The 22,673-nt window shown below is 61.4% G+C and carries 17 protein-coding genes; 13 read left to right on the top strand and 4 right to left on the bottom strand.

What is annotated here, in order from left to right; all coding sequences use genetic code 11:
• On the top strand, positions 1–883 hold an 883-nt coding region (locus tag SGJ19_07155), incomplete at its 5' end, for a sigma-54 dependent transcriptional regulator (protein MDZ4780012.1).
• A gap of 116 nt (positions 884–999) precedes the next feature.
• Here SGJ19_07155 and SGJ19_07150 read toward each other — a convergent pair.
• Together SGJ19_07150 and wecC are read right to left on the bottom strand one after the other, a co-directional pair.
• Positions 1,000–3,099 (bottom strand): TIGR03790 family protein, encoded by a 2,100-nt coding sequence (locus SGJ19_07150; protein ID MDZ4780011.1) that lies wholly within the window; start codon positions 3,097–3,099, stop codon positions 1,000–1,002.
• 28 nt (positions 3,100–3,127) lie between these two features.
• A complete protein-coding gene (wecC, locus tag SGJ19_07145; protein ID MDZ4780010.1) occupies positions 3,128–4,363 on the bottom strand; it encodes a UDP-N-acetyl-D-mannosamine dehydrogenase in 1,236 nt (411 codons plus the stop codon).
• Positions 4,364–4,649: 286 nt separating this feature from the next.
• Here wecC and SGJ19_07140 point away from each other — a divergent pair, with 286 nt between their 5' ends.
• Together SGJ19_07140 and SGJ19_07135 are read left to right on the top strand one after the other, a co-directional pair.
• Positions 4,650–6,047: a hypothetical protein gene (locus SGJ19_07140; GenBank protein ID MDZ4780009.1), complete on the top strand. Its 1,398-nt coding sequence runs from the start codon at positions 4,650–4,652 to the stop codon at positions 6,045–6,047.
• A 99-nt stretch (positions 6,048–6,146) separates the two neighbouring features.
• Positions 6,147–6,722 carry a YqgE/AlgH family protein gene (locus SGJ19_07135; GenBank protein MDZ4780008.1) on the top strand — a complete coding sequence of 192 codons (576 nt, stop codon included), beginning with the start codon at positions 6,147–6,149 and terminating at the stop codon, positions 6,720–6,722.
• 6 nt (positions 6,723–6,728) lie between these two features.
• Here the strand turns inward: SGJ19_07135 and SGJ19_07130 are convergent, their stop codons facing one another.
• The gene (locus SGJ19_07130; protein ID MDZ4780007.1) at positions 6,729–7,346 is read right to left on the bottom strand and encodes a sigma-70 family RNA polymerase sigma factor; all 618 of its coding nucleotides are present in this window, start codon (positions 7,344–7,346) and stop codon (positions 6,729–6,731) included.
• 367 nt (positions 7,347–7,713) lie between these two features.
• Between SGJ19_07130 and SGJ19_07125 the strand changes: the two genes are divergently transcribed.
• From SGJ19_07125 to SGJ19_07085, 9 genes are all read left to right on the top strand, one after another.
• Positions 7,714–7,986, top strand: coding sequence for a WXG100 family type VII secretion target (locus SGJ19_07125; GenBank protein ID MDZ4780006.1), 273 nt, complete (start codon positions 7,714–7,716; stop codon positions 7,984–7,986).
• An 8-nt stretch (positions 7,987–7,994) separates the two neighbouring features.
• On the top strand, positions 7,995–8,561 hold the full coding sequence (locus SGJ19_07120; protein ID MDZ4780005.1) for a hypothetical protein: 567 nt from the start codon (positions 7,995–7,997) through the stop codon (positions 8,559–8,561).
• Positions 8,558–8,779 carry a hypothetical protein gene (locus SGJ19_07115; GenBank protein MDZ4780004.1) on the top strand — a complete coding sequence of 74 codons (222 nt, stop codon included), beginning with the start codon at positions 8,558–8,560 and terminating at the stop codon, positions 8,777–8,779. Before SGJ19_07120 ends, SGJ19_07115 begins: the two co-directional genes overlap by 4 nt.
• Before the next feature lie 38 nt (positions 8,780–8,817).
• The gene (locus tag SGJ19_07110) at positions 8,818–12,705 is read left to right on the top strand and encodes an FtsK/SpoIIIE domain-containing protein (protein MDZ4780003.1); all 3,888 of its coding nucleotides are present in this window, start codon (positions 8,818–8,820) and stop codon (positions 12,703–12,705) included.
• A 209-nt stretch (positions 12,706–12,914) separates the two neighbouring features.
• The gene (locus SGJ19_07105) at positions 12,915–13,538 is read left to right on the top strand and encodes a sigma-70 family RNA polymerase sigma factor (protein ID MDZ4780002.1); all 624 of its coding nucleotides are present in this window, start codon (positions 12,915–12,917) and stop codon (positions 13,536–13,538) included.
• Positions 13,528–16,908 carry a protein kinase gene (locus SGJ19_07100; protein MDZ4780001.1) on the top strand — a complete coding sequence of 1,127 codons (3,381 nt, stop codon included), beginning with the start codon at positions 13,528–13,530 and terminating at the stop codon, positions 16,906–16,908. The genes SGJ19_07105 and SGJ19_07100 overlap by 11 nt, the downstream gene beginning before the upstream one ends.
• 112 nt (positions 16,909–17,020) lie before the next feature.
• The gene (locus SGJ19_07095) at positions 17,021–17,713 is read left to right on the top strand and encodes a hypothetical protein (GenBank protein MDZ4780000.1); all 693 of its coding nucleotides are present in this window, start codon (positions 17,021–17,023) and stop codon (positions 17,711–17,713) included.
• A 102-nt stretch (positions 17,714–17,815) separates the two neighbouring features.
• Positions 17,816–19,642: a cadherin repeat domain-containing protein gene (locus tag SGJ19_07090; protein MDZ4779999.1), complete on the top strand. Its 1,827-nt coding sequence runs from the start codon at positions 17,816–17,818 to the stop codon at positions 19,640–19,642.
• A gap of 7 nt (positions 19,643–19,649) precedes the next feature.
• Entirely contained in the window at positions 19,650–20,195 is a 546-nt protein-coding gene (locus SGJ19_07085) for a hypothetical protein (protein MDZ4779998.1), read from the top strand.
• On the opposite strand, the gene SGJ19_07080 is transcribed toward SGJ19_07085, so the two are convergent.
• Complete coding sequence (locus SGJ19_07080; GenBank protein MDZ4779997.1) at positions 20,192–20,983, bottom strand: NYN domain-containing protein; 792 nt, start codon at positions 20,981–20,983, stop codon at positions 20,192–20,194. The genes SGJ19_07085 and SGJ19_07080 overlap by 4 nt on opposite strands.
• A 461-nt stretch (positions 20,984–21,444) precedes the next feature.
• On the opposite strand from SGJ19_07080, the gene SGJ19_07075 reads away from it, so the two are divergent.
• Positions 21,445–22,152, top strand: coding sequence for a hypothetical protein (locus SGJ19_07075; protein ID MDZ4779996.1), 708 nt, complete (start codon positions 21,445–21,447; stop codon positions 22,150–22,152).
• Positions 22,153–22,673: the final 521 nt, after the last annotated feature.

Raw genomic sequence — 22,673 nt, 5'->3', positions numbered from 1 at the left:
GCTGGAACTCAAGACGAAGATCTCACGGCTCGGGCGGGCGACCGGCTGCGTCTTGATTCGCGGCGAAAGTGGCACGGGCAAGGAACTGGTCGCCCGGGCGCTGCATCTCGCCAGCAATCGGGCCGACCGGCCGATGCTCTCGGTGAATTGCGCGGCGATTCCGGCCGACCTGATGGAAAGCCAGCTCTTCGGGCACCGCGCCGGCTCATTCACCGGCGCCGACCGCGATCACGTCGGCTATTTTCAACAGGCCGACCTGGGGACGCTGTTTCTCGACGAAGTCGGCGAACTGACGCTCGCGGGGCAGGCCAAATTGCTGCGCATTTTGGAGGGTCATCCGTTCCTACCGGTCGGCGCCACCGCCGAGGTGCAAGTCGACGTGCGGGTCATCGCGGCCACGAATCGCGACCTGATCGTCAATGTGCGTGAGCGCAAGTTCCGCGAAGACTTGTTCTACCGGCTGAGCGTATTTGAATTGTACGTACCGCCGCTGCGCGAACGCGGCAAAGACATTGGGATGTTGATCGACTATTTCCTCGATCGCTTCCGGCTGGCGCATGGTCGGCCGAATTTGAATTTTTCCAAGCCGGCGCGCGAAAAGCTGCTCGGTTATTCCTGGCCCGGCAATGTGCGGCAACTGCGAAACGTGATTGACAGCGCCGTAGTGCTGGCCGCCGGCGAAGAAATCCTGCCGGAAGATTTAGGCCTGCGCGATACCGGCGACAACGAGCTGATGTCGCTCAAGCTGGAAGACTGGGAACGCAAACTGATCGCCGAAGCGCTCCGCCGCACCGACGGCAACGTCCCTGAAGCGGCCCGGCTTCTCGGCATCGGCCGGGCGACGCTCTATCGGAAGATCGAGGAGTACGGAATCGAGCGGTAGCGCCTCCATTTTCTGTAGCCGGCCTCTGTGAGGCCGGTGGAGAGGACGTCGATGTGCAGAAAACGATAGCATGTCATCGACATCTTCGCCGGCCGAGGTCACAGACGTAGAGCGCATTACTCCGCGTGGCGGAAGGTCTCGCCGGTGATGTAGTCGACGGGCGTGTTGCCGTATCTAAGATCGAGCGCCGGCGGCTTGGTATCGCTTTGGCCGGTGATTTCCAACAGATGTCGCCCGGTTTTCAATGCGACCGGCGCGTAGAACAGTTCTTTGAGCTTCGCCTTCTTCTGCGATAGCAGCGGCGTTCCGTCAACGGTGAGCGACAATTCGCCGTTGAAGCGCAGTTGGAATTGATACACGTCATCGCGGCTGACTTCGAACCAGGCGCTCGCGGTGTACGGCGTGGCGGCTGGAACGCCGGTCTTGGCAAGCCAATCCGATTCCAAGGCGCTGAGCGCCACCGACTCTTGTCCGCCCTTCCAAGTGACTTCAATCCCGCGCAACAGTCGGTCGGTTACCGGTTGCCGCCGGTTGACGAGCGGCGCCGGCTGGGAGATTTTCAGCAGTTTGTCAGCGCCGCGGGCAATTGCCTTGCCGCCAGGCCCGTGGGCCTCGACCGACAATCGTGCGGGGCCCATGCCGAGCCGAGTTGTGTCGACAACGATCTGCCCCTGGTCGCCACGGACTTTTCCGATCGAGTGCGCATCCAGGTATAGCTCGATTTCTACGGCGCCGGCAAATGCCGCGTCGATCGTAACGCCTTCGCCAAACACGGCGCGTTCCGGGCAGGTCCAAGCGAGTTCTGCCATATCCGCCGTTGAGACAACGAACGGCACGATGGCCCGCGATTGCGTTGCCTGCGGCATGGCGGCAATCACGACGGCGCGCAACTCATGAGCGCCGGGTGACAAAGTCGATGGATCAAGCGAATACGCGGCGTCCGGCTTCGTGACAGCGGCGCGCCGGCCGTCGACGAACCATTCGCACGCTGCGGCTTGATGGCCCTTTTCGGAGGCCGCGATATCAACGCGGACCTCGCGCACCGCGGAAATGGATTCGTTCGCTTCCAGGCCTGCGACGGTGATCTTCGCGGTGTGTGCCCAGGGAGCGCACAGCGGATCGCCCACGACGAGCAGTTGGTACGGCGCGATGATCGACAAGTAAAACGCTTCGAGCAGCGTGTTCCCCTCGGCGTAGTAGACGTGCATCATCGGATCGGGAAACTTCGCCGCGAGCGCATAAGGCTCGATGACCGTGCCGCTCGAACCGGCCGCGCCGTAGCGCAGCAATTCGCTGAACGGGGTTTGCCCTTTGCGAGGATGTAGAATGCCGCCGTAGCTGGTCAGGTGCTCGCAGATCGCCCCCGGGAGGATCGTCGCCTGCGACTGTTTCCAGTTGAATTTCGCCACCCCCAGCATTGCGCCTTGGACGTCCTGCTTGCCGCTGGGCAATTCGCCGGCGATAACTTCCGCCTTGACGCCCAATTTTTTCAGCCGGGCGACCGCCGTAGCGAAACCCGGTTCGCGCGTCGTGGAACGAATATCCCGGTTGCGGCAGTAGTAAATCGTGCCGCGCGGCGAGGCACCGTCCGCCTTCACGCTACGTTCCAGGTAAGCGAGCGCTTCGGCCACCGAATTGCCGCGTCCGCTGGTGTAGGCCAGCATCGCGGAAAGGTACATCGGCTCGCCGGGCGTGCCGGCCGGACGCCCGATCCGCGAGCGAAAGCCCACGCCGGGGAGTGACTTGTTCGTCAACGCTTCAATGGCGTACGGGCTCATCAGCTTCGCGAAATCGGGCGTGTCGCTGGCGAGCGCCTGGGCCGCGAAGCACGTCACGCCCGTCAATGAGGCGACCTCGCGCCCCTCTCCATAGCGCACGGCATAGGGAAAATCGCTGGAGTATACAATCGCGTCAATCTGCCGCTCCAGCCCGCGCGCCTTGATTTCGCCGAGTATGGGCGTCAACAGCTTGAGCCGGTACTCGTCCAGCGAAGTGACGTCGATCTGCGCCGCCCAATCGACGTGAACGATGTTCTGCGCAGGAATCTTCCGCCAAGCGGCATAGTGATTCGCAATGGTCAGCGACGCCCAGCTACGTGAATTCACGACGAGGCAGACGTTCTCAGGCCCCAGCCCCGCTTGGGCCGAAGTGAAGAGCGAAAGCGCAATTGCTGCCGCCAGAAGGCATTTCAAAAAGGCGGTGACGGCGCGAGACACGATCTACCCTCCATGCGAATGCTCGATCTCAACGCCAGATTCCGCGCGTGTCGACGACCACTTTTTCGTTCAGAATGCGCGGCGAGAGATCGTGAAATTGGCGATGATCGGTCAACAGCACCAGCACGTTGCTTTGCGCCAGCACGTCGCTCAGCTCATAGAGCGGGAATTCCTTGAAGCGGTTCGGCGAAACGTACGGATCGCACGCCAGCACCTCGCCGACGTTCCGCTGGATCAGCTCGCGGACGATCTCCAACGACGGGCTTTCGCGCAGGTCGTCGACGTCGGATTTGTACGTCAAACCCAGGCAGCCGATCTTCGGCGACGCGAATTGCTTGGCGAGGCGCGTGACATGCTCGACGACAAAATGCGGTTTAGCATCGTTCACTTCCCGCGCGGTGCGGATCAACCGCGTGGTTTCCGGCATGGCGTGGACCAAGAACCAAGGATCGACACTGATGCAGTGTCCGCCGACGCCGGGACCAGGATTCAAAATGTTCACGCGCGGATGGCGATTGGCGAGCTTGATCAACTGCCAGACGTCGATATTCAACTTGTCGGCCAGAATCGACAGTTCGTTGGCGAACGCGATGTTCACGTCGCGGAACGAGTTTTCCACGAGCTTGCAAACCTCGGCTGTCACGGCCGTCGTCGCCAGCACTTCGCCAGCGACGAAGCTACGGTAAAAGGACTTGGCCCGTTCGGCGCAGGCTGGCGTCACGCCGCCGACCACGCGATCGTTTTGCACGGCTTCCAGCAGAATCCGTCCAGGCAACACGCGCTCCGGGCAATGGGCTACAAACACGTCCTGGCCGACCGTGAGCCCGTCGGGAATGCTCAGTGGAATCACCACGTCATCCGTCGTGCGGGGCGGGCTCGTTGATTCCAGGATGATCAGATTCCCGGCCTGTACGTGCGGCTTGATCGCCCGGGCCGCCTGCTCGACATAGGACAAATCGGGCGAGTGATCGGGATTGATCGGCGTGGGCACGCAGATGATGAACACGTCGGCCGGCTGCGGCTCGCTGACCGCTTTCAGCTGTCCGCTGTTGACGGCCGACCGGACCAGAATATCAAGGTCCGGTTCCTCGATGTGGATGCGCCCCTGGTTGATTGTGGCGACCACGTCGGGCCGCACGTCGACGCCGACGACATGATAGCCTTTGTTGGCCAGAATGCTGGCCGTAGGGAGGCCGATATAGCCCAGCCCCATGACGCAAACCGTGGTTTCGCCGGGGGGCTTGAGGGAACCGTGTTTCGACATGACGTGATGACTGTGATCGCTGGAAATTGGACGGAAACGGCCAAAGCGGCCCTCATTTCGCCTACAACTCTACCCCTTGATCGTAGTGGCCGTCGCCCAATCTGGATAGCGAGCCGTGCCAATCGCGGGGCCTATAATCGTAACAACCAGCTAACTGCATAAGTCAGCGCAAATGCGTTCGCCAGAAGGCGGTCATTCAGCCCCTGATCCGATTGTTGTACGCTTTCTCGACGCGAATGGATCGCGCCCGAACGCCTTGGCCAACTGCCCGAGAACTCGCAAAATCATGAGTAACGAGGAAATGTCGCCGATGACCTTGCCGGACCTGGATCGGCATTTTCCGCGATATCCGGAATTCGGCCCCCTCGCGCCCACCTGGTGCGTCACACCGCTGACCGACCGGGTGATCCACCGCTTTTTCGATAGCTCCCCGATCAGCCCCTCGGGCCGCTACTTGGCGCTCACTCGCTTGCCCTACGAGAACCGCCTGCCCCGGCCCGGCGACGTGGCGGAGATTGTGGTCGTCGACCTCGAAACAGGCAAGGAACAGATCGTCGACGAAACGCGCGGGTGGGACACGCAACTCGGCGCGCAAACGCAGTGGGGCGCGAGCGATCGGGAACTTCTCTACAACGACGTCGATATCCGCGATTGGCGACCGTTCGGCGTGTGCTTCGATCTGTCCGCTGGCACGCGCCGTCCACTCGACGGGACGATTTACCATGTCTCTCCGGATGGCCGCACCGCGGTCAGCCCCTGTTTGAAGCGCACGGCGGCGACACAGCTTGGCTACGGCGTCTGGGTGCCGGAAACAGCGCGCCCCAAGAATCGTGGCGCGGCGAGCGACGATGGAATCTACGTGACCGACATCGCGACAGGCTCGAGCAAGCTGTTGATCTCGCTCGCCGAGATCGTCGCGCACGGGCCCGCGGAGTTGCGCGGCAACGAATATGCGCGCGGCGACTTTTATGGCGCGCATGTGAAATGGAGTTCCACCGGCGATCGATTAATGTTCGTCCTGCGTTGGCTACCGGAAACAAGTCTTTCCACGAGCGCGCGAACACAATTGCGCAAATTGGCATTCGCCATGGCGAGGCGGATTCCGGGGTTAGTGCGCCAAGCGCGGAAGAGCCACGGCGTGACAGGCGCTGTGAAGCGACTCAGCAAATTGATGAAGCCCAACTTGCTGACCATGAATACGGATGGTTCGGAGATTCGCCTCGCCCTGGGCGCCGAGGCCTGGCGGCGCGGCGGGCATCATCCGAATTGGTTCCCGGACGGACAACGGATTGTGATGAATCTCAACCGAGACGGCGACGCGATCCGCTTCGTCAGCATTTCTGCCGAAGGGGGCCGTCCGGAACTGCTGGCGCCACAACGGATCGGATCGGGACATCCCTCGATGCACTGCGACGGCGTGCATCTCCTCAGCGACGCCAAGCCCGGCGAAGCCGTCGCGGCCGGCGACGGCACTTCGCCGATTCGCTTGATCGACACGCGCTCCGGCCGAGAACAATTGCTGGCCCTGGTGCGCACACAGTCCCCTGGGGGCGACGGAAATGAAGCGCTCCGCGTCGACGCCCATCCGGCGTGGGACCGAACCTTTCGCCGAGTCGTCTTCAATGGCTTTGTGGACGGGACGCGGCGGGTGTACGTGTCGGATGTTTCTCAACTTTTGAAATAATGCCACGCCGCAGGCGTTCGGCCGCGAGTTCCGGTACGGTATGGCGGCCATTCGAAAACGCTATAATTGGCCGCACCGCGACATAACAAGGCGAGCCACGTGAGCGATTCCGAATCCGACGATCGAACGAGCCTGGAGGGGCATCTGCTCGTCGCCGCGCCGGAATTGAACGATCCGAACTTTGCGCACACGGTCGTGCTGATCATCCATCACAATTCCGAAGGCGCCTTCGGCCTGGTGCTCACACATGTCACCAACGTCTCCGTCCAGCAAGTTTGGAGCAAGGTCAGCGAATCGACTTGCGGAACGCGGGATTCCATCTATCGAGGCGGCCCGGTCGACGGTCCGTTGATGGCGCTGCACGGCAACCAAGACATTGGCGGCAACGACGTGATACCCGGCGTGTTTTACAGCGTCGCCGCCGAACATCTGGAATCGTTGATTCTGCACAACGCGCAGCCGGCGCGCTACTTCGTCGGCTATTCCGGTTGGGGCGAAGGGCAGTTGGAACGTGAACTGGAAGCCGGCGGCTGGCTCACCGCGTCGGCCCGGCCGGAGGATTTGTTCCAAGTCAGCGAAGGTTTCTGGGAAGCCACGCTGCGTCGCATCGCGGGGCAATCGGTGCTCAAATCCATGGGCATCGACGACTTTCCTCGCGACCTGTCGGCGAACTAGCTCCGACTACGGCGCCGCTTCCGGGCCAAGCAGTTCTTGGAGTTTCTTCAGCGAACGCGTCAGCATCACACGGACGGCGACGTCCGATTTATTGAGGCGCTCGGCGATTTCCTTGGACGGCAGATTCTCGATGTAGCGCATGCGGAGCGCGTCACGTTGTTCGCCCGGCAGCTTGTCCAGCGCCGCGAGCAGGAGGTTCTCGCGCTGGTTGCGCGAGAAGGCGCTGCTGGGCGAGGTCATACTGACGATCAGTAAATCGACCAGCGGACTTTGGCTGCTATCCGCGCCGCCTTGCAATTGCACTTCGCGCCCCGCGTCCCGCTTCTGCGCGCCAAAGTAGCGCCGATGCGCGTCGATGATCCGCCGCTCTGCGATCTGGCACAGCCATGAGAAGGGATCGCGTTCGGCGAGATCGACCTGTGCCAGCGCGCGAAAGGCATCGGCGCTGATCTCCTGTACCAGGTCCTCGGGGTCGACCTTGCGCCGCAGCGCGGCGCTCAACTGCTTCTCAATGAACCCCAGCAACTGGGGCCGCTTGGCCTGGACGTAGTCCGCCAGGGCGGCCGTATCCGCCCGCCGCACGCGCTCCACGAGCTGTTGAATCGCCGTCGCTTCGTCTTCCATCGAACCGCCGTTTCTGACTTCCGGTTGTGACGCGACACCAACTTATCGCAGGATCAGGGACTTGGACACCCAGTGGTATCAAGTGTCAGGGCGAATCAGCCGTCGACTGTGGGAGGCGTCTCCGACGCCGATAAGTACGACGCGAGCACCAAGCTTTTAGGCTTTCTCGCTAATAGCGCCATATCCATCGGCGTCGGGAGACGCCTCCTACAGCCGTTATACTAACTACGCCGAACAGCTGATTCGCCCTCGGGTCGGGTCATCGGAGACGCCAGATTTGCCGAATGGATTCGGCTTGACTATAGTGCATGGGGACAGAGCATCGTTGGCGCCGCTTGACTGCGGCCCCAGGAACGGGAAGGGCACCATGTCTCAGGCCATCGTAGATCCGGCCGAGCTGCGCCGTTTTGCGCACAATCTGAAACGCTTCAACAGCGAGCTTCATGGTCAGATGCTGGGGTTGCATGCGCAACTCTTGTCGCTCGGCGAAAGCTGGCGCGATGTGGAGCAACAGAAGTTCGTCGAGGAGTTTACGGCCACGCTTCGGTCGATCGGCAAGTTCGTCGAAGCGGCCAACGAGCACGTCCCTTTTCTGTTACGAAAAGCGGATCGCGCGGAAGAGTACCTGCGGCAACGCTAGGACCAGCCATGAACGGCTCGGCGAATGTCGGTTCCATCGCGGCGCTGGACCGCTTTCGCGCGGACCTGTTGCGGTTCGCGCAGGCCTCCGGGCAAACGCTGGAAGAGGTTCAAGCCGAGGCGAACCGTTTCGTCGATTGGCTTGAACACGAGCAGACCGCTTTCTGGAAGCAGGAGTTGCGGCGCTGCGAGGCCAAGGTCGCGGAAGCCAAGGTGGATTTGCTGCGCGCCCGCGCCGCGACCATCGATCCGGAGCATACGCCGTCCTGCCTGCAAGAGCGAAAAGTGCTGGAAGCCGCTCAGCGCCGCCTAGTCGCGACGGAAGAAAAGCTGCAACGGGTGCGGCGGTGGATTCCTGTGGTGCGCCAAGCGGTGGACGACTATCGCATGCAGATGGCGGCGTTCGTCAACAGCCTGACGTGCGATGTTCCCCGCGCCGTATCGCGACTGCGACAACTCGCGGAGCGACTGCACGAGTATGCGGCGGTTGCGATTCCCACGGGAAATGCCGGACAGGTGTCGGCGTCGATGGCCCAGGTGCGCGACACGCCGGATTCGGAGGGCGCCACGACATGAGCCTGGAAGATGCAAAAGCGCGGCTGGATCACGCGTCGGAACTGCTCGCGCTGCACTGGCAGGATACGCTGACGGAATGGGACGACCAGAAGTATCGTGAGTTCGATGAGGAATTCCTAAAACCGCTCTTCGTTCACGTCTCCGCGGCGATGAGCGCGATGGATCGCCTCCAAGACGTGTTGGTCCGCGCCAAACGAGACAGCCGCTGCGACGCGTGATTCGTCCTCCACACCAGTAGCCATCCGGATCGATTGCCATGTTCGCCAAAGTCGACGAGACGCCCACGGAACAATCGCTTCGACTTTTGCGCACGCTGACGGACTTGGGTAGCCATTGGGCGGACGCCGAGCGGGCAACCGAGTTGGCGCATACGAAGGAGCAGGCTGCCGCTCGGCAGGAGGCGGAAGCCGCTGCGGAAGCCGCCGCAAGCCGGCTCCGCGACGAGATCGCGCGCTCCGAAAGGGAATGCTCACTGGCATTGCAGGCAACTGAAACGCGCCTGCAAATCGAGGAGCAGGCGATCGAAGCGGCTCGTGATTGGGCCGTGGAGCAAGTCGCCGGCGCGGTAGCGTTGTTGGAGCAGCAGGCCTTGCAGGCTTACACGGAGGCTCGCTGGTTGGCGCATTCGGTCTACGAAGCTCAAAGCAAGCGACTCGCCGACCAAGCCATGCGCGCTCAACGTCGCATTCAGCAGCATCAGAGGAGCCTCGCCTCGATCGAGCGGCATGCCGACGAGTGCGTCGCGTATCTCGGCCTTGCGCCTGCACCGGCCTTAGCTTTCGAGCGGCAGTCCCGCGACGACGGCGCTAGTGAAGGGACGCAACGCGAGCAAATCGACGCGTCACTTGAACGCGCCACACTGCTGCTGGGCGCGTTAAGGGCGCTGCGACTCCCCCGTCTGGTGCGCGGCGCCGGTTGGTTGACAATCCTCCTGGCGGCCGCCGCGTTGGTGGCGCCGGTGTGCTTTTTGTTGTTCGGCGCATTCTCGTTGGCGATGGCGGTCTCGTCCGCGGCGTTGATTGCCGTCGTCACGCTCTCGGCCACGCTCTGGCTGAGGCGGATTGCCCGCCGCCAGGTTGCCGTCGCGGAGCAAACCTTGCGTGGGTCGCTGGCCGAAGCGACGGCGCTCTGCCAGCAAGCGCTCCGCGGAGCGGCGGAGGAAAGCCGTCGACGGAAGCGGAAACTCCGTGCGCATCGCGATCGGGAATTCGCTCGGGCGGAGGACGACCGCGCCGCGGTTGCCGCGGCATGCCGGCGCCGACAACAGACCGAGCTTCCGCAATTGACTCATGATGCCGACCAGAAAATGCTCGCGCTGGATCAGGCGTCTCAACGAGACCTCGCCGAGGCCCAAACGTTGGGTGAGCAACGCGTTGCCGGCGCCCGAGAGCAATGGCGGGCGACTTCCTCCAACATTGAGGCAATTCTGCGCGAGCAAATGGGCGCCGCTGAAGTAAGGCGAGCGAACGTTCTCGCGGAGCGTCAGTCGCAATCGCGGATTGCCCTCGCCAAGGCCTGCGCTGAATTAGTCGCATTGCAAAGCGAACTGCACACGACCAGTCCCGTTTGGCAGTCAGTTGCGGAGCATTCGCCAAAGCCCGGCGAATTTCCCCGGGCAGTTCGCCTGGGGTCGTTCGCCGCGAGCACCCTCGCACTGCCGGGACCGCTGGATTGCGTCGACAATGATTTGCCCGCGGCGTTGAGCTTTCCGAATCAGTTGTCGCTGCTGGTGACCAGCGAGCTTGCCGATCGGGATCAAGCCATTCAACTCGTGCAAACGGTCGGGCTACGGCTCTTGACCAGTCTGCCGCCCGGTAAAGTCCGCTTTACGATCATCGATCCGACCGGCTTGGGCGAGGCGTTCGCCGGCTGGATGCACCTGGCCGACTATGACGAAGCGCTCGTCGGGCATCGCATTTGGACGGAACCTGCGCAGATCGAACGCAAGTTGGCGGAAATCACCGAACATATGGAAACGGTGATCCAGAAGTATTTGCGCAACGAGTTCGCCTCGATTCACGACTACAACCGGCAGGCCGGCGAAATGGCGGAGCCGCTGCGCGTCGTCATCATGGCCAACTTTTCGCAAGGCGTAACCGATGCCACGATGCGCCGATTGGCCAGCATCGCTGCGGCCGGGCCGCGTTGCGGCGTGCATCTGCTCATCAGTGCCGACGAACGCCTCGGTAACGCGGCGGCAAAGCAACTGGCGGAGTTGCGCCAGCACCTGGAGACATTCCAGATCTCGGCGGGTGAAGTCCTCTGGCGCCACGACGAAACGGACCCGTTGTCGGTCGTGGTCGATGCGCCGCCGGAGAAAATGTGCAAGCCGCTCCTTCAATCGGCCGGAGAAGCGGCGATCGCGACACGACGCGTGGAAGTGCCCTTCGAAGCCATTGCTCCGCGTGCGGATGAATACTGGACGGCCGACAGCCGGCGGGGGCTCAACCTGCCGCTGGGCCGCGCCGGTGCAACCAGGCTGCAACACCTGCGCCTCGGAGAAGGCACGTCGCAACACGTGTTGATCGCCGGCAAGACCGGCTCCGGCAAGTCGACGCTGTTGCACGCGCTGATCACGAACGCCGCCCTGCGCTACGCGCCAAGCGAACTGCAGATGTATCTGATCGACTTCAAGAAAGGGGTCGAGTTCAAACCGTACGTGACACATCGCCTGCCGCATGCCCGCGTGGTCGCCATCGAGAGCGAGCGGGAATTCGGCCTGAGCGTGATGCAGCGATTGGATCGCGAAATGCGCCGCCGCGGAGAACAGTTTCGCGCCCTGGGCGTGCAGGACGTCGCGGCCTATCGCGACGCAGGGCACGATCTACCGCGCGTGCTGCTGATTGTCGATGAGTTTCAAGAGTATTTCGTCCAGGACGACAAGATCGCGCAAGAAGCGGCGCTCTTGCTCGACCGGCTGGTGCGGCAAGGCCGTGCGTTCGGCATTCACGTGATCCTCGGTTCGCAGACGCTCGGCGGCGCGTATGGCCTGGCGAGGAGCACGCTGGGCCAAATGGCCGTCCGCATCGCGCTGCAATGCAACGAAGCCGACGCGCAGTTGATTCTCAGCGACGACAATGCGGCGGCCAAGCTTCTGACTCGGCCCGGCGAGGCGATTTACAACGACGCCAATGGATTCGCGGAAGGAAATCACCTGTTCCAGGTCGTTTGGACGCCCGACGACCGGCGCGAACATTACCTCGACGAAATCAGCGCCCTGGCGGAATCGCGCGGCGAAGGCGAAATCGCGCAAGTTGTCTTCGAAGGCTCGCAGCCGGCGGACATTGCGCAAAGCGCCGCATTCGCAAGTGCGGCGCGCGAACCTCGCGATGGCGACGCGCGGCACGTTTGCCTGGGCGAGGCGCTGGCATTGGACGGGATCACGCAGGTGACGTTCGAACATCGACACGGCGCCAATCTCCTTTGGCTTGGACAAGACGATCGCCTCGCCGGCGGCATGATGGCCGCGGCGCTCTTAAGCCTGTTGACGGCTGAACCAGAGGCTGACGCGTCCTCGGGCGCGCCAACCTGCGTATTGCTGCACGCGGGAAAATTGGGCCACGATTTCGACGCTTCGACGCTCCAACTGGCGAACTCCTCACCACATCGGTTCGCCATCCATCCCGGCGGCGACGCCGCGGACGTAATGAGCCGATTCGCAGCGGAGCTGGAACGTCGCCGCGAGGGGCAAGTCACTGCGGCGCCTTGGTATCTGTTGGTTCACAATTTGGCAATGTTGCGCCAACTCCGGCGCCAAGACGACGACTTCGGATACGGCCGATCGGGACAAGAGGCGACGGCGCGCGCGGATCGACAATTCGCGGAGCTCCTGCGCGAAGGGCCGGCGCTGGGACTGCATACGCTGATCTGGTGCGACTCGCTGGCCAACTTCAATCGCTCGCTGGAACGCTCCGCTCTCAAGGAGTTCGACAACCTCGTGCTTTTGCAAATGAGCGCCGCGGACTCCAGCCTATTGATCGACTCGGCGGCAGCCAGCCAACTTGGCCCGCACCGGGCGCTCCTGTACCGCCAGGATCAGGGCATGTTGGAAAAGTTCCGGCCGTTTCTTTGCCCGGCCGCCGCGTGGCTGAAATCGCTGCTCTCAGCGTGCGAGATGCAGTCGACCGCGACTGTCGGCACCTAGTCCGCGCTCTTTTCTTGAGGCGGCGGGTCTTCGACGCGCCATCGACGTGACGCAGGTCTTTTCTCCAACTGCGTCCATTTCGGTTCATTCGCAACCATTGTAACGCCAATGGTTTGCGTCATATCATGGGCGCTGACGCCAGAATTTTCTGCTGCGAGCGGCCCGTTTTTCCTTTTTTCGCGTCTCTAGCCTGAGAGGATCGTATTTGCATGGTGAGCGGGTCGACGCCGAAGCATTTGGTGGAGCTCCTCACCCGCGCCCGGGAAGGCAGCGACGGCGCGCTCGGGGAAATTCTCGCTTACTACCGGGAATACTTGAAGTTGTTGGCACGCGTACATCTCGATCGCCGCCTGAGAAGCAAAGTCGACGCGTCCGACGTCGTGCAGGATGCGTTGTTGCGCGCGCATCGCGCCTTTGCCCAGTTCCAGGGCGCGACCGAACAAGAGCTGGCCGCCTGGCTTCGCCGCGTGCTGGCCACGAGCCTGCTGGACTTCTCGCGGCGCTTTCGCAGCACCGCGCGCCGCCAAATCAATCTGGAATGCGGCATTGACCAGGAATTGCACGAATCCTCCCAGGCGCTCGCCCGCGCGCTGACGGACGGCGAATCGCCGAGCGACCGCTACGCCGAACGCGAGCGCGCGGTGTTGCTGGCCAATGCGTTGGCGAAACTGCCCCCGCACTATCGTGACGCGGTGGTGCTGCGTCACCTGGAGGGCCTGTCCTTCGCCGAGGTCGCGGAGCGGATGGGGCGATCGGTCGATAGCGTCAAGAAGCTCTGGATGCGAGGTCTCGCACAATTGCGCACCGGTTGGGGGGACGATCATGCCTTCTGAGCGAGCGAGCCGCGCGGAAGCCCTTGCCCTGGTGCGCCGCGAACCCAGCCAGCCAGACGACGAACGGCTGATTGATGCGTTGGAGCAATACCTCGACCTGGCGGCCGCAGGCCGCGCTCCGGCCACCCGCGATTTCGTTCAACTCCATCCGACGATCGCCGAAAGGCTCCTCGACTGCCTGTCAGGCCTGCGGTTGGTGCGACAGGCCGCACCCGATGTCGAAGCCTCGGCGGCGTCGCTCACTCAGCTTGCCGAAGAGGCCATTCCGTTCACGGAACCGCTGGGAGACTACCGCATTGTCCGCGAGGTTGGCCGGGGCGGCATGGGCATTGTCTACGAAGCCCAGCAGTTGTCGCTCGGCCGTCGCGTGGCGCTCAAGACGTTGCCGCTGGCCGCCGTGCTCGATCCCCGGCAACTGCAACGATTCAAGAACGAAGCCCTGGCCGCGGCGCATTTGGATCATCCGAACATTGTCGAGGTGTACGGCGTGGGTTGCGAGCGCGGCATCCACTTCTTCGCGATGAAGTTCGTCGATGGACCCAGCCTGGCGGACGTGATCCAGGCGCGCCGACGGGAAGGTCAGTCGACGGCCGCGGAAAGCGACGCCGACTCGTCAGTCATCCCTTCGCACGCAGCACTTCCCGCGGACACCTTGCGGGCCGGCCATGCCATCACGATGCGCGACGCTGGCTTCTTCGCCGCGGTCGCGCGGCTGGGAATTCAGGCCGCCGAGGCGCTCGACCACGCGCATCAGATGGGCGTGATTCACCGCGACGTCAAACCGTCGAATCTGATGTTGGACGCCGCCGGCAAGGTCTGGGTCACGGACTTCGGCCTGGCGCGGATCGGGGCAGACGCGCAGTTCACGATGACCGGCGACTTGCTCGGCACGCTCCGTTACATGAGCCCGGAGCAGGCGTCGGGCAAGCCGACGATGATCGATCACCGCACCGATATTTACTCGCTGGGCGCGACGCTGTACGAATTGGCCACGGACAGGCCGGTCGTGCGGGGGCAGGAGCGCGCGGCGATGTTGCGCGAGATCGCCGAGACGGATCCGGCGTATCCGCGCATGATTGTTCCCAGTATGCCGCTCGACCTGGAAACAATCCTCCTCAAGACTCTCTCCAAGGAACCCGCCGCCAGGTACGACACGGCCCAGGCCCTGGCCGACGACCTGCGGCGGTTCTTGGAACACAAACCGATCCTGGCCCGCCGCGCGACACGCTGGGACCAGACGACAAAGTGGGTGCGCCGTCATCGCGCGGTGTCGGCCTTGCTGGCTGTCGCGACCTGCGCCGTGATGCTGTTGCTGAGCGGCGCACTTTGGCATAACCACCGGTTGCGCGAAGAGATCGCCAAGAGCGATGCGCGCAATCTGGAATTGCGCGAGATGACCTACGTTCATGATGTCCCCTTGATCGATGCAGCGCGTCGAGACGGCAAGTTGACATTGGCGCAAGAGCTGCTCGATCGTCACATTCCGGCGCCCGGCGAGCAGGACGTGCGCGATTTCGCCTGGCACTGGCTGAACCGCGCCCTAAATGACGAAGAACTCGTCCTCCGCGGTCACGAGGGACCGGTCTCCGCGGTCACTTATAATTCGACCGGAACGCGGATCGCCACCGGCGGTCACGATGGCACGGTGCGGATTTGGGACGCCCAGACCGGGGCGCCGTTGCGCGTAATCGACGCCCATCACGGCAACGTGAATTGCTTGCAGTTTTTCCGGCATGGTACGGAACTCATCAGCGGCGGCGACGACGGGCTCGTACGTCAATGGCGCGTGGAGGACGGCGAGCCGTTGCATACGTTCAAAGGGCATGTTGGCAACGTGTTGAGCCTGTCGATCAGCCCCGACGAACAATGGTTGGCCTCGGGCGGGGAAGACTACGTGCTGCGCATTTGGGATCTCGCCGGTCGCAAGCTCGCCCGCAGTCTGATCGATGCCAACCATCGGATCAACGTGGTGCTGTATTCCCCCGACGGCCAGCATTTGGCGGCCGGCTCGCGCGACGGCCATTTACGATTTTACCGTAGTGCCGACTGGGAGATTGCCTGGATGCAATCTCGCCACATCAATCAACCGGTTTCGTTGTGCTTTGATCGGCCGGGCGCGAACCTCCTGGTAGGCGACAACAAGGGCCATGTAGTTTTGCTTAGCGTGGCAAGCGGCGAACGCGTGGTCAGCGCGTTGCATGCAGGTACCAGGCAACGAGCCGTGGTACTGCGCGGCGACGGGCAGCGTTTCCTAGCGGTGGACCTCGAAGGGCGGTTGTTTCAAGACGCGATCCATTCGACGATCAAGACGCCGTATCGGCATACGCACGCTTCGCGCGTCTGGGCCGCGGCACGGTCGCCTGACGATAAATGCATCGTCACGGCCGGCGTCGACGGCGCGGCGCGCGTGTGGAGCCTCGATCGGCCGATCGGCGGCGAAGTCCTGTTTTCGATCAAGTCGACGTCGCTTCACCATATTCTGTCCGGCGACGGACAGACAGTAGCTTGCCATTCCAATGAACAAATCGATCTTTGGAAGGTGAATCCTTGGACACACTTGGGCACGATGCCGCTCAACGACGCTCCGGTCACGACATTCGCGCTGTCGCACGATGGCGGGACGCTGGCCGTGGGCACGCGTCGCGGAGAAGTGTCATTGATCGATGCGAAAACACTGCGCGAGATCCGTGCCTGGGACGTCTCCAAACACGTCCACGTGCTTGCCTTTCAGCCGCTTGGGAGTCGCCTGGCGGCGCTGACGGCGACTGAGACGCACCTACTCGAACTGGCGAAATCCGACAGCGTCCCAACGGTGCCATGCAATTCCGCCAATGCCATGGTGTTCGCACCAGATGGAAAGTCTTTTGCCGTCTGCCGCTACGACGACAACCGCCTCACGGCTTGGGAAACCGACTCGGGCCGGGAACGATACTCGCTCAAGGACGCGGCGAATCGCCGCCTTGCCTACGCGGCCAACGGGACGTTGATCGCCGCGGTTCAGATCGACGGTTCCATCGAACTGCGAGATGCGCTCTCGGGCGTACTCCAATCCCGTCTGAACGGCGCGGATGCAAGCTCGCGGCCCGGTCAAATCGCGTTTTCGCCGGACGGGCGATTGATCGCCATCGGCGACGGCAACCGCGGCGTGCGCCTGATTTCGGTGATGTCGAAACAGGAGCTGTTTCGCATCGATGAGTTACCAGGCGTCAGTTACCTGACGTTCGCGCCCGACGGCAAAAGCCTTTGGACGACCTGCGACGACGGCGAGACGTGCTCGCTCGTTCGCTGGTCGATTGATCTTCCGTCCGAAAGACCGACAAATCACAACAACTTAGTCCCAGCCGCCGCTTCGCGCGGCGAGCGACTCTAACTCCAACCCATTTCGCAAACTCAACCCAACTTGAGCCACGCTACCGGTACGCGCGGATCGCATTGAAATCAATCTGTTTCGTTCCTTTTCCCGCAACTTGAGGTACAACCAAATGCGCAATGTTCAGTTGCTCTCACTCGCACTTTTCGCCGCCTTGGCGATCCCTTCAAAGGCTCCGGCTGGCGTGTCGGTCGACACCGTGGGTCGCAACATCTATACCGACGCTACAGGGCTGGCATTCGGACCAAGCGACGGGCTCTTTAATGAGTCTGCATCGTTCTATATCAACGTCGCTGGCTTGGAGGGCCTGATGGAGGCGAGTCAAAATTCGACGATCGATCTGGCAGAAAACCACTTCTTTGGAACCGGGAGCGTCAAGACCGAAACAGGGCATTGGGTTGATTCAAACCTCATCCTCTACTTCACGCTGGACGAAGTCTATAACTACAGCTTTTTCTCCGATCTCTTTGTCACTCAAGGCTCTGAACCATCATATGCTCAGGCCGTCTTGTACAGTTTCGTCGATGGATTCGGCTACGTGCCACTCGACGCGCGCTATGGCACAGGAACAACGGACACCAGCGGTGCACTTGCGGCCGGACAATATCAGCTCAACGTCTTTTCAAGGCTTTTCGCCGCAGCCCCACCCGTGGACGCGAGCTTCAATTTCGACTTCAAACTCACCGAACCCAACAACCACGTCGTCCCCGAACCCGCCTCGATCGCGGTTTGGGCTTGCCTCGGCTTGACCGCTGGTGGGCTGAAGTGGCGGCGGCGTGGCAAGAACTCGAATCCGGCTGCCTAACGGAGTCGCGATCGTTCACTTGACCGTAGGTGCTCCGGCCCGCGGCGCAATGTGCGTCGCGGGCCACTTGTTCCATCTCCACTTGGCTCGGGAATTCGCCCCATGTCACGCTCGCTTCGCGCTCGCTCGTCACGTCGCCGACTTGGACTCGAACTCCTGGAGCGCCGCGCGTTGCTCGTTTGCGGCGGCCTGAGTTCCTTCGGCGACGCCACCGGCGACGGGCAAGTCGATCTCAACGACCACGCCGTGATGCGGGCACAGTTTGGAGCGTCCACGGAACCGGAATTCCCCGTTCTCACGGCCGATTTCGACGACGACTGTGACGTCGATCTCACGGACTTCAATTACTTGAAGAACAATTTTTGGATTCGAGTCGGCGGCAACCCTATCCCCACTGCCAATATCAGCCAGGATTTGGTTCTGGAATACAATTCCGGTGCGTTCCACATCCGCAATACGACGGCGGCGCCCATTTCCTTCGTTGGCTACACCGTCGCCGATCCCCAGGGAAGGCTTTCTTCTGACTTCCAGAACTGGGATCTCCTGAGCAACGAGACGGCCACACTCGGGCCAGGCGCGATTGGACTTTCGACAGCGAACCCCACTCCTTTCAGTCTCTCGGAAATCATACTTCCTCCGCGCATTGCCACGCTCGCGGGGAACGATTCCGTTTCGATCGGCAATCCATTCCCAGGCGTGAACCCCGCCGAATTGGGCGACGTCTCGTTCATGTTTCTGCGCGCCGGATCGATGACGGCAGAGGGCTCGAACGTGATCGCGCCAACGGGGTCGCCGGTCGGGACGCCGATGGACGTCGACGCCGCTGACAATGTAGTGGCCGAAGACGCTTCGCCCGGCGCCACGGTCGGCATCACGGCGTTTGCGGCTGAGCCGGATGCCAGTGATACCGTCGTCTACATTCTGGACAATGACGCTGGCGGGTTGTTTGCCATCGACGCCACGAGCGGCATTGTCACGCTCAATGGAAGCGTGGACTACGAGGGCGTCCGGCACTTCGACATCGTCGTCCGCGCCATGAGCACCGACGGCAGTTCCTCCACCGCCAGCTTCGGCATCGATGTCAGCGATCTCGACGAATTCGATATCTCCAGCACGGTCGACCAGGACGATGCGCCGAATGTGGCTGCGGAAGATAGTGTCGAAGGACAATCTGTCGGCATTACGGCGTTCGCGATCGACGCGGATGGTTCCGCGGTGCTGAGCTATAGTCTTGATGATGACGCGGACGGCCTGTTCACCATTCATGCGGACACAGGCGTGGTGATGTTGGCCGGCCCGCTGAACTACGAGATGGCCACGAGCCATACAATTGTCGCCCGATCCACGAGCAGCGACGGCAGCTCGACCGTAGCCACTTGGATGATCGACGTGCTGGACGTCGACGAATTCGACGTTGGACTGGTTGCCGATCAAGACGCGGCCGCGAACGCCGTGCTGGAGAATAGCGCGGTCGGCACGAGTGTCGGCATCGTCGCCTTCGCCGTGGACGAAGACGGTTCCGCCAGCGTAAGCTACAGCCTGGCCGACGACGCCGGCGGCCTCTTCGCCATCGACCCGACCACAGGCGCGGTGACCGTCGCGGGCGGTTTGGATTTCGAGTCGGCGGTCAGCCACGCAGTCACCGTTCGCGGCGAAAGCACCGACGGCAGCTTCAGTACGGAGCAATTCACGATCGACGTGCTAGACGTCGACGAATTCGACGTCACGCCAATTGTCGATCAAGACGGCGGCGCCAATCTTGTAGCGGAGAACAGCGCTCCCGGAACACCGGTGGGCATCACGGCCTTCGCCGAGGACGAAGATGGCTCGGACGCTGTTTTTTACAGTCTGGAAGACGACGCAGGCGGACTGTTTGCGATCGACGCATCAACCGGCGTGGTTTCAGCGGCCGGCGAATTTGGACTATGAAATCGCCGTGAGTCATGCCATCACCATCCTGGCCACGAGCACCGACGGCAGCTCGCAGTCGCTCGTGGCGGTGATCGACATTGAGAACGAGTTAGAGCCGCCGGGCGACACCGACGGCAACAATGTCGTCGATGTGTGGGATCTCAACAACGTGCGGAACAGCTTCGGCGAATCGGGACCTGGCGTCCTCGGCGACACGAACGGAGACAATCGCGTCGACATCGAAGACCTCAACGCCGTCCGCAACAACTTCGGCGCCGGGCAGCCCGAGCCGACACGAGCGGAACGTTCCGTTCCGCGCGGTGTCAGTGCCATTGGCCGAGCGTCGACGAGCAATGTTGGCCAAGATCGATCGTGGCAGCAGGCGACCGACGCACTCTTTCATGGTTACGATCAACAACTCTTGGAAGCCTTGGTTGATCTGGAAGCAAAACCGATGAGTCGGCGCGCGCAAGTATTGCCTTGGCGTGGCCCAGCGACCCGCGTGAGGCAATTGAAGCCGGCCGTGGCTGAGTTATTCGTGCCATCTCTTGTCAGCACTTCTGCCAGCTAGCGCGGGGCCATGACGCGGGCAAAGTCCTCAAGTCGTGACCGGTCTGCGAACGAAGCCCAGCAATTGTGGTTTGGTAACTCGATCCAAAAAAGCGCGTTTGGCGACTGTAGGAGTCGAAGGCCTGGCCGACTCGCATTCACTTCAACTGCATCTTTTGGCGGAATGTTACCGCCGGAGCACATCGTTGGCAGCTCCTGCTTAACCTGAAATTCGCTTGTCATACTGTTGTACAACCAAGGGAGCGTCAGATGTGTGAAAGAATCGGCAGCGAATGCCAGCTTTGAGTTTAACGATCTCTTTTCCGCCATTACGCGAACGAGCGCGCCTGTTTGCACGACGGCGTCAACGACGGGCTTGAAATCTCGATCACCAGCAAGAAGAAGCGCCCGATGATATGTGCCGCGATACGCGTGATCTAGCATGTCGACTGCCAGACGAACGTCCACTTCCTTCTGGCGTTGTCGCTTTCCGTCGCCTGCAATTACGCCAAGTCGAACATGTATGCCATCCAACGAACGCAAGCCATTTAAGAACCGACGCTTCTCGAGGATGCGTTGCTTTGCCTGGGGTTTTGATTCATTCCGGCGGCGCTTGTTGTAGACGCAGTCGTAATAAAACAGCCTCTTGGCACCAAGGGCACCGCGAAGCCGCTGAAAATCAACCTCAAGAGGAGGCTGGAAAAACTCACCCATCAGGTTCTGCACCGCCAGGCGAAAATAAGCACCATCCACAAAAGCGTATGTTACGTCTTCATGAACTGCGTGCAGCGGTGCGGTTCGGATGACCATTCGTGGTGCGTGTTATTGGAGTGTCTCGCATCTAGGCATCGGTCTATTCGCAGCCCAACGTCGTCGTAACGTGTTGTCAGAAAAGAGATACCGAAGGTGGGAGTCGAACCCACACGAGGTTGCCCTCAATGGATTTTGAATCCTCAGGTAGGCTGACTAACGAGTAGCTAGGCTGCCAAAAACGCCTTGTGTTTGGCACTTTGTCAGTTTCGACGTCGCGGCGCTCGGCAACTTTTTGGGACGCGACTGGAAGACTTTTGGAGTGTTTCCGCGACATTTCGGCGCACGACCACACTGGACCTGAAATCCAGTGTGGTCGCGCTAGTTGGCGAACTCGCCGTTCTACGGTAGAACCGATATTGCTGGGTTAGCGGGTAGCTCCCGCTCAGGCTGCCGGCGCCGAGACGACCTCATCCCGTCTTTCGGTGCCGACGGCCGCCTGGCATCAAAGGATGAGGATCATGGACGACGATTTGGAGAAGGCAGGGCTTTGCTTCTGCACCCAGCAATGCCTGCAGGCTCTGCGGTTCCTTGAAGCGGATTTCCTCCGAATTCCAATCGGAAAGAGCCTTGGCAGTCGCATCGGAATGATCGACGTCTGTATCGAGTCTTTTCAGAGAAACCTGGAATTGGTTTCTTCTTCCGACGGCGAACTTTTTGAATTCGGCTATCTTCACGACGATATTGTGGTTATCGGCAACTACGTTGGCCTCAACTATCACCTCGTCGCGGAGCAAGTAATTCGCCGCGCATCGCCCGTGATCGCCTCGCTTTCGAGCGATTGGGAACGCATCGCCAGCGTGAAAATGACAAAGGAACTCCGCGCGGGAATCTGCACCGGCCTGACAGAGCACCAGCATCGTGTGTTGGATGCCGGTGTGGCGCACGAATGGCTCAAAACTGAAGGGCCAGAATCATTTGTGGCCCTTCCGCTGGTGCAAAAGCCTGGCGGCGTTCGATCGCGCAACATGAAGTTTTTCGAATTGCACGAACAGGGAATGGGGCCGGCGGCAATTCTGGATTACTGGAATGATTTTCTGCCTGACGACGAACGCCGCAAAATCTGCCCTGACGGCTGGCAGCGACTCGAAGGCAATCGTGAACAGCAGCGGCGTTACATAAGTCAGATCGTCAGGGTGGTGCGGTTGTCTTTCTCGGAGGAAAACTAGCGATATTTCCGAAATTGCACCATTTGTCACCCCCTTCGTACTCCTCCTCCGACTACTCAAACCGCCATAAGCTTCTCCCGTCAGTTGCGTCACTTGAGGTGCTGCCGATCGATTAGCCGAATCATCTATTGTCGGTTGCGAGTGAGGGAGGGCAGAAGGTGCATTGGGTGGAGGGCGATCTCGCCGGTGGCATGCCATTCCGGCGCCGTCAATCGTGCTTCGCCATGGACAGAATTATGGTCAGCGCTAGTTCATCGCTCTTCGGAGTTTTGTTTCGCCAATAGCGTAAGGGCTTCCTGATGGCCAAATAGGCAAGCATTAGTCAAATGTTTCCGTGCAACGTCGAGCCTGGCTGGTTCTGACAGGACAGTGGCTGCAGCGATGAGCGTAACTGCAATCTCATATTCTTTCTCTCCTCGCATGAGATTGTCCCCCGGATAGTTGAAATAGAAGATGGTGGTTCCCCACGGTCAGGCGGTGTTCGCCTGGCCGCTCTTTGCAGGAGATTGGAGAACCACCAT

Source organism: Planctomycetia bacterium (assembly GCA_034440135.1).
Taxonomy (GTDB): Bacteria; Planctomycetota; Planctomycetia; order Pirellulales; family JALHLM01; genus JALHLM01.
This window is presented reverse-complemented; position numbering and strand designations above follow the sequence as displayed.

Bases quoted from the DNA above. Each gene is read 5' to 3' on its own strand.
- wecC (MDZ4780010.1), bottom strand. From the start codon at position 4,363: ATGTCGAAACACGGTTCCCTCAAGCCCCCCGGCGAAACCACGGTTTGC.
- SGJ19_07140 (MDZ4780009.1), top strand. From the start codon at position 4,650: ATGAGTAACGAGGAAATGTCGCCGATGACCTTGCCGGACCTGGATCGG.
- SGJ19_07130 (MDZ4780007.1), bottom strand. From the start codon at position 7,346: ATGGAAGACGAAGCGACGGCGATTCAACAGCTCGTGGAGCGCGTGCGG.
- SGJ19_07125 (MDZ4780006.1), top strand. From the start codon at position 7,714: ATGTCTCAGGCCATCGTAGATCCGGCCGAGCTGCGCCGTTTTGCGCAC.
- SGJ19_07120 (MDZ4780005.1), top strand. From the start codon at position 7,995: ATGAACGGCTCGGCGAATGTCGGTTCCATCGCGGCGCTGGACCGCTTT.
- SGJ19_07115 (MDZ4780004.1), top strand. From the start codon at position 8,558: ATGAGCCTGGAAGATGCAAAAGCGCGGCTGGATCACGCGTCGGAACTG.
- SGJ19_07110 (MDZ4780003.1), top strand. From the start codon at position 8,818: ATGTTCGCCAAAGTCGACGAGACGCCCACGGAACAATCGCTTCGACTT.
- SGJ19_07105 (MDZ4780002.1), top strand. From the start codon at position 12,915: ATGGTGAGCGGGTCGACGCCGAAGCATTTGGTGGAGCTCCTCACCCGC.
- SGJ19_07100 (MDZ4780001.1), top strand. From the start codon at position 13,528: ATGCCTTCTGAGCGAGCGAGCCGCGCGGAAGCCCTTGCCCTGGTGCGC.
- SGJ19_07095 (MDZ4780000.1), top strand. From the start codon at position 17,021: ATGCGCAATGTTCAGTTGCTCTCACTCGCACTTTTCGCCGCCTTGGCG.
- SGJ19_07090 (MDZ4779999.1), top strand. From the start codon at position 17,816: ATGTCACGCTCGCTTCGCGCTCGCTCGTCACGTCGCCGACTTGGACTC.
- SGJ19_07080 (MDZ4779997.1), bottom strand. From the start codon at position 20,983: ATGGTCATCCGAACCGCACCGCTGCACGCAGTTCATGAAGACGTAACA.
- SGJ19_07075 (MDZ4779996.1), top strand. From the start codon at position 21,445: ATGGACGACGATTTGGAGAAGGCAGGGCTTTGCTTCTGCACCCAGCAA.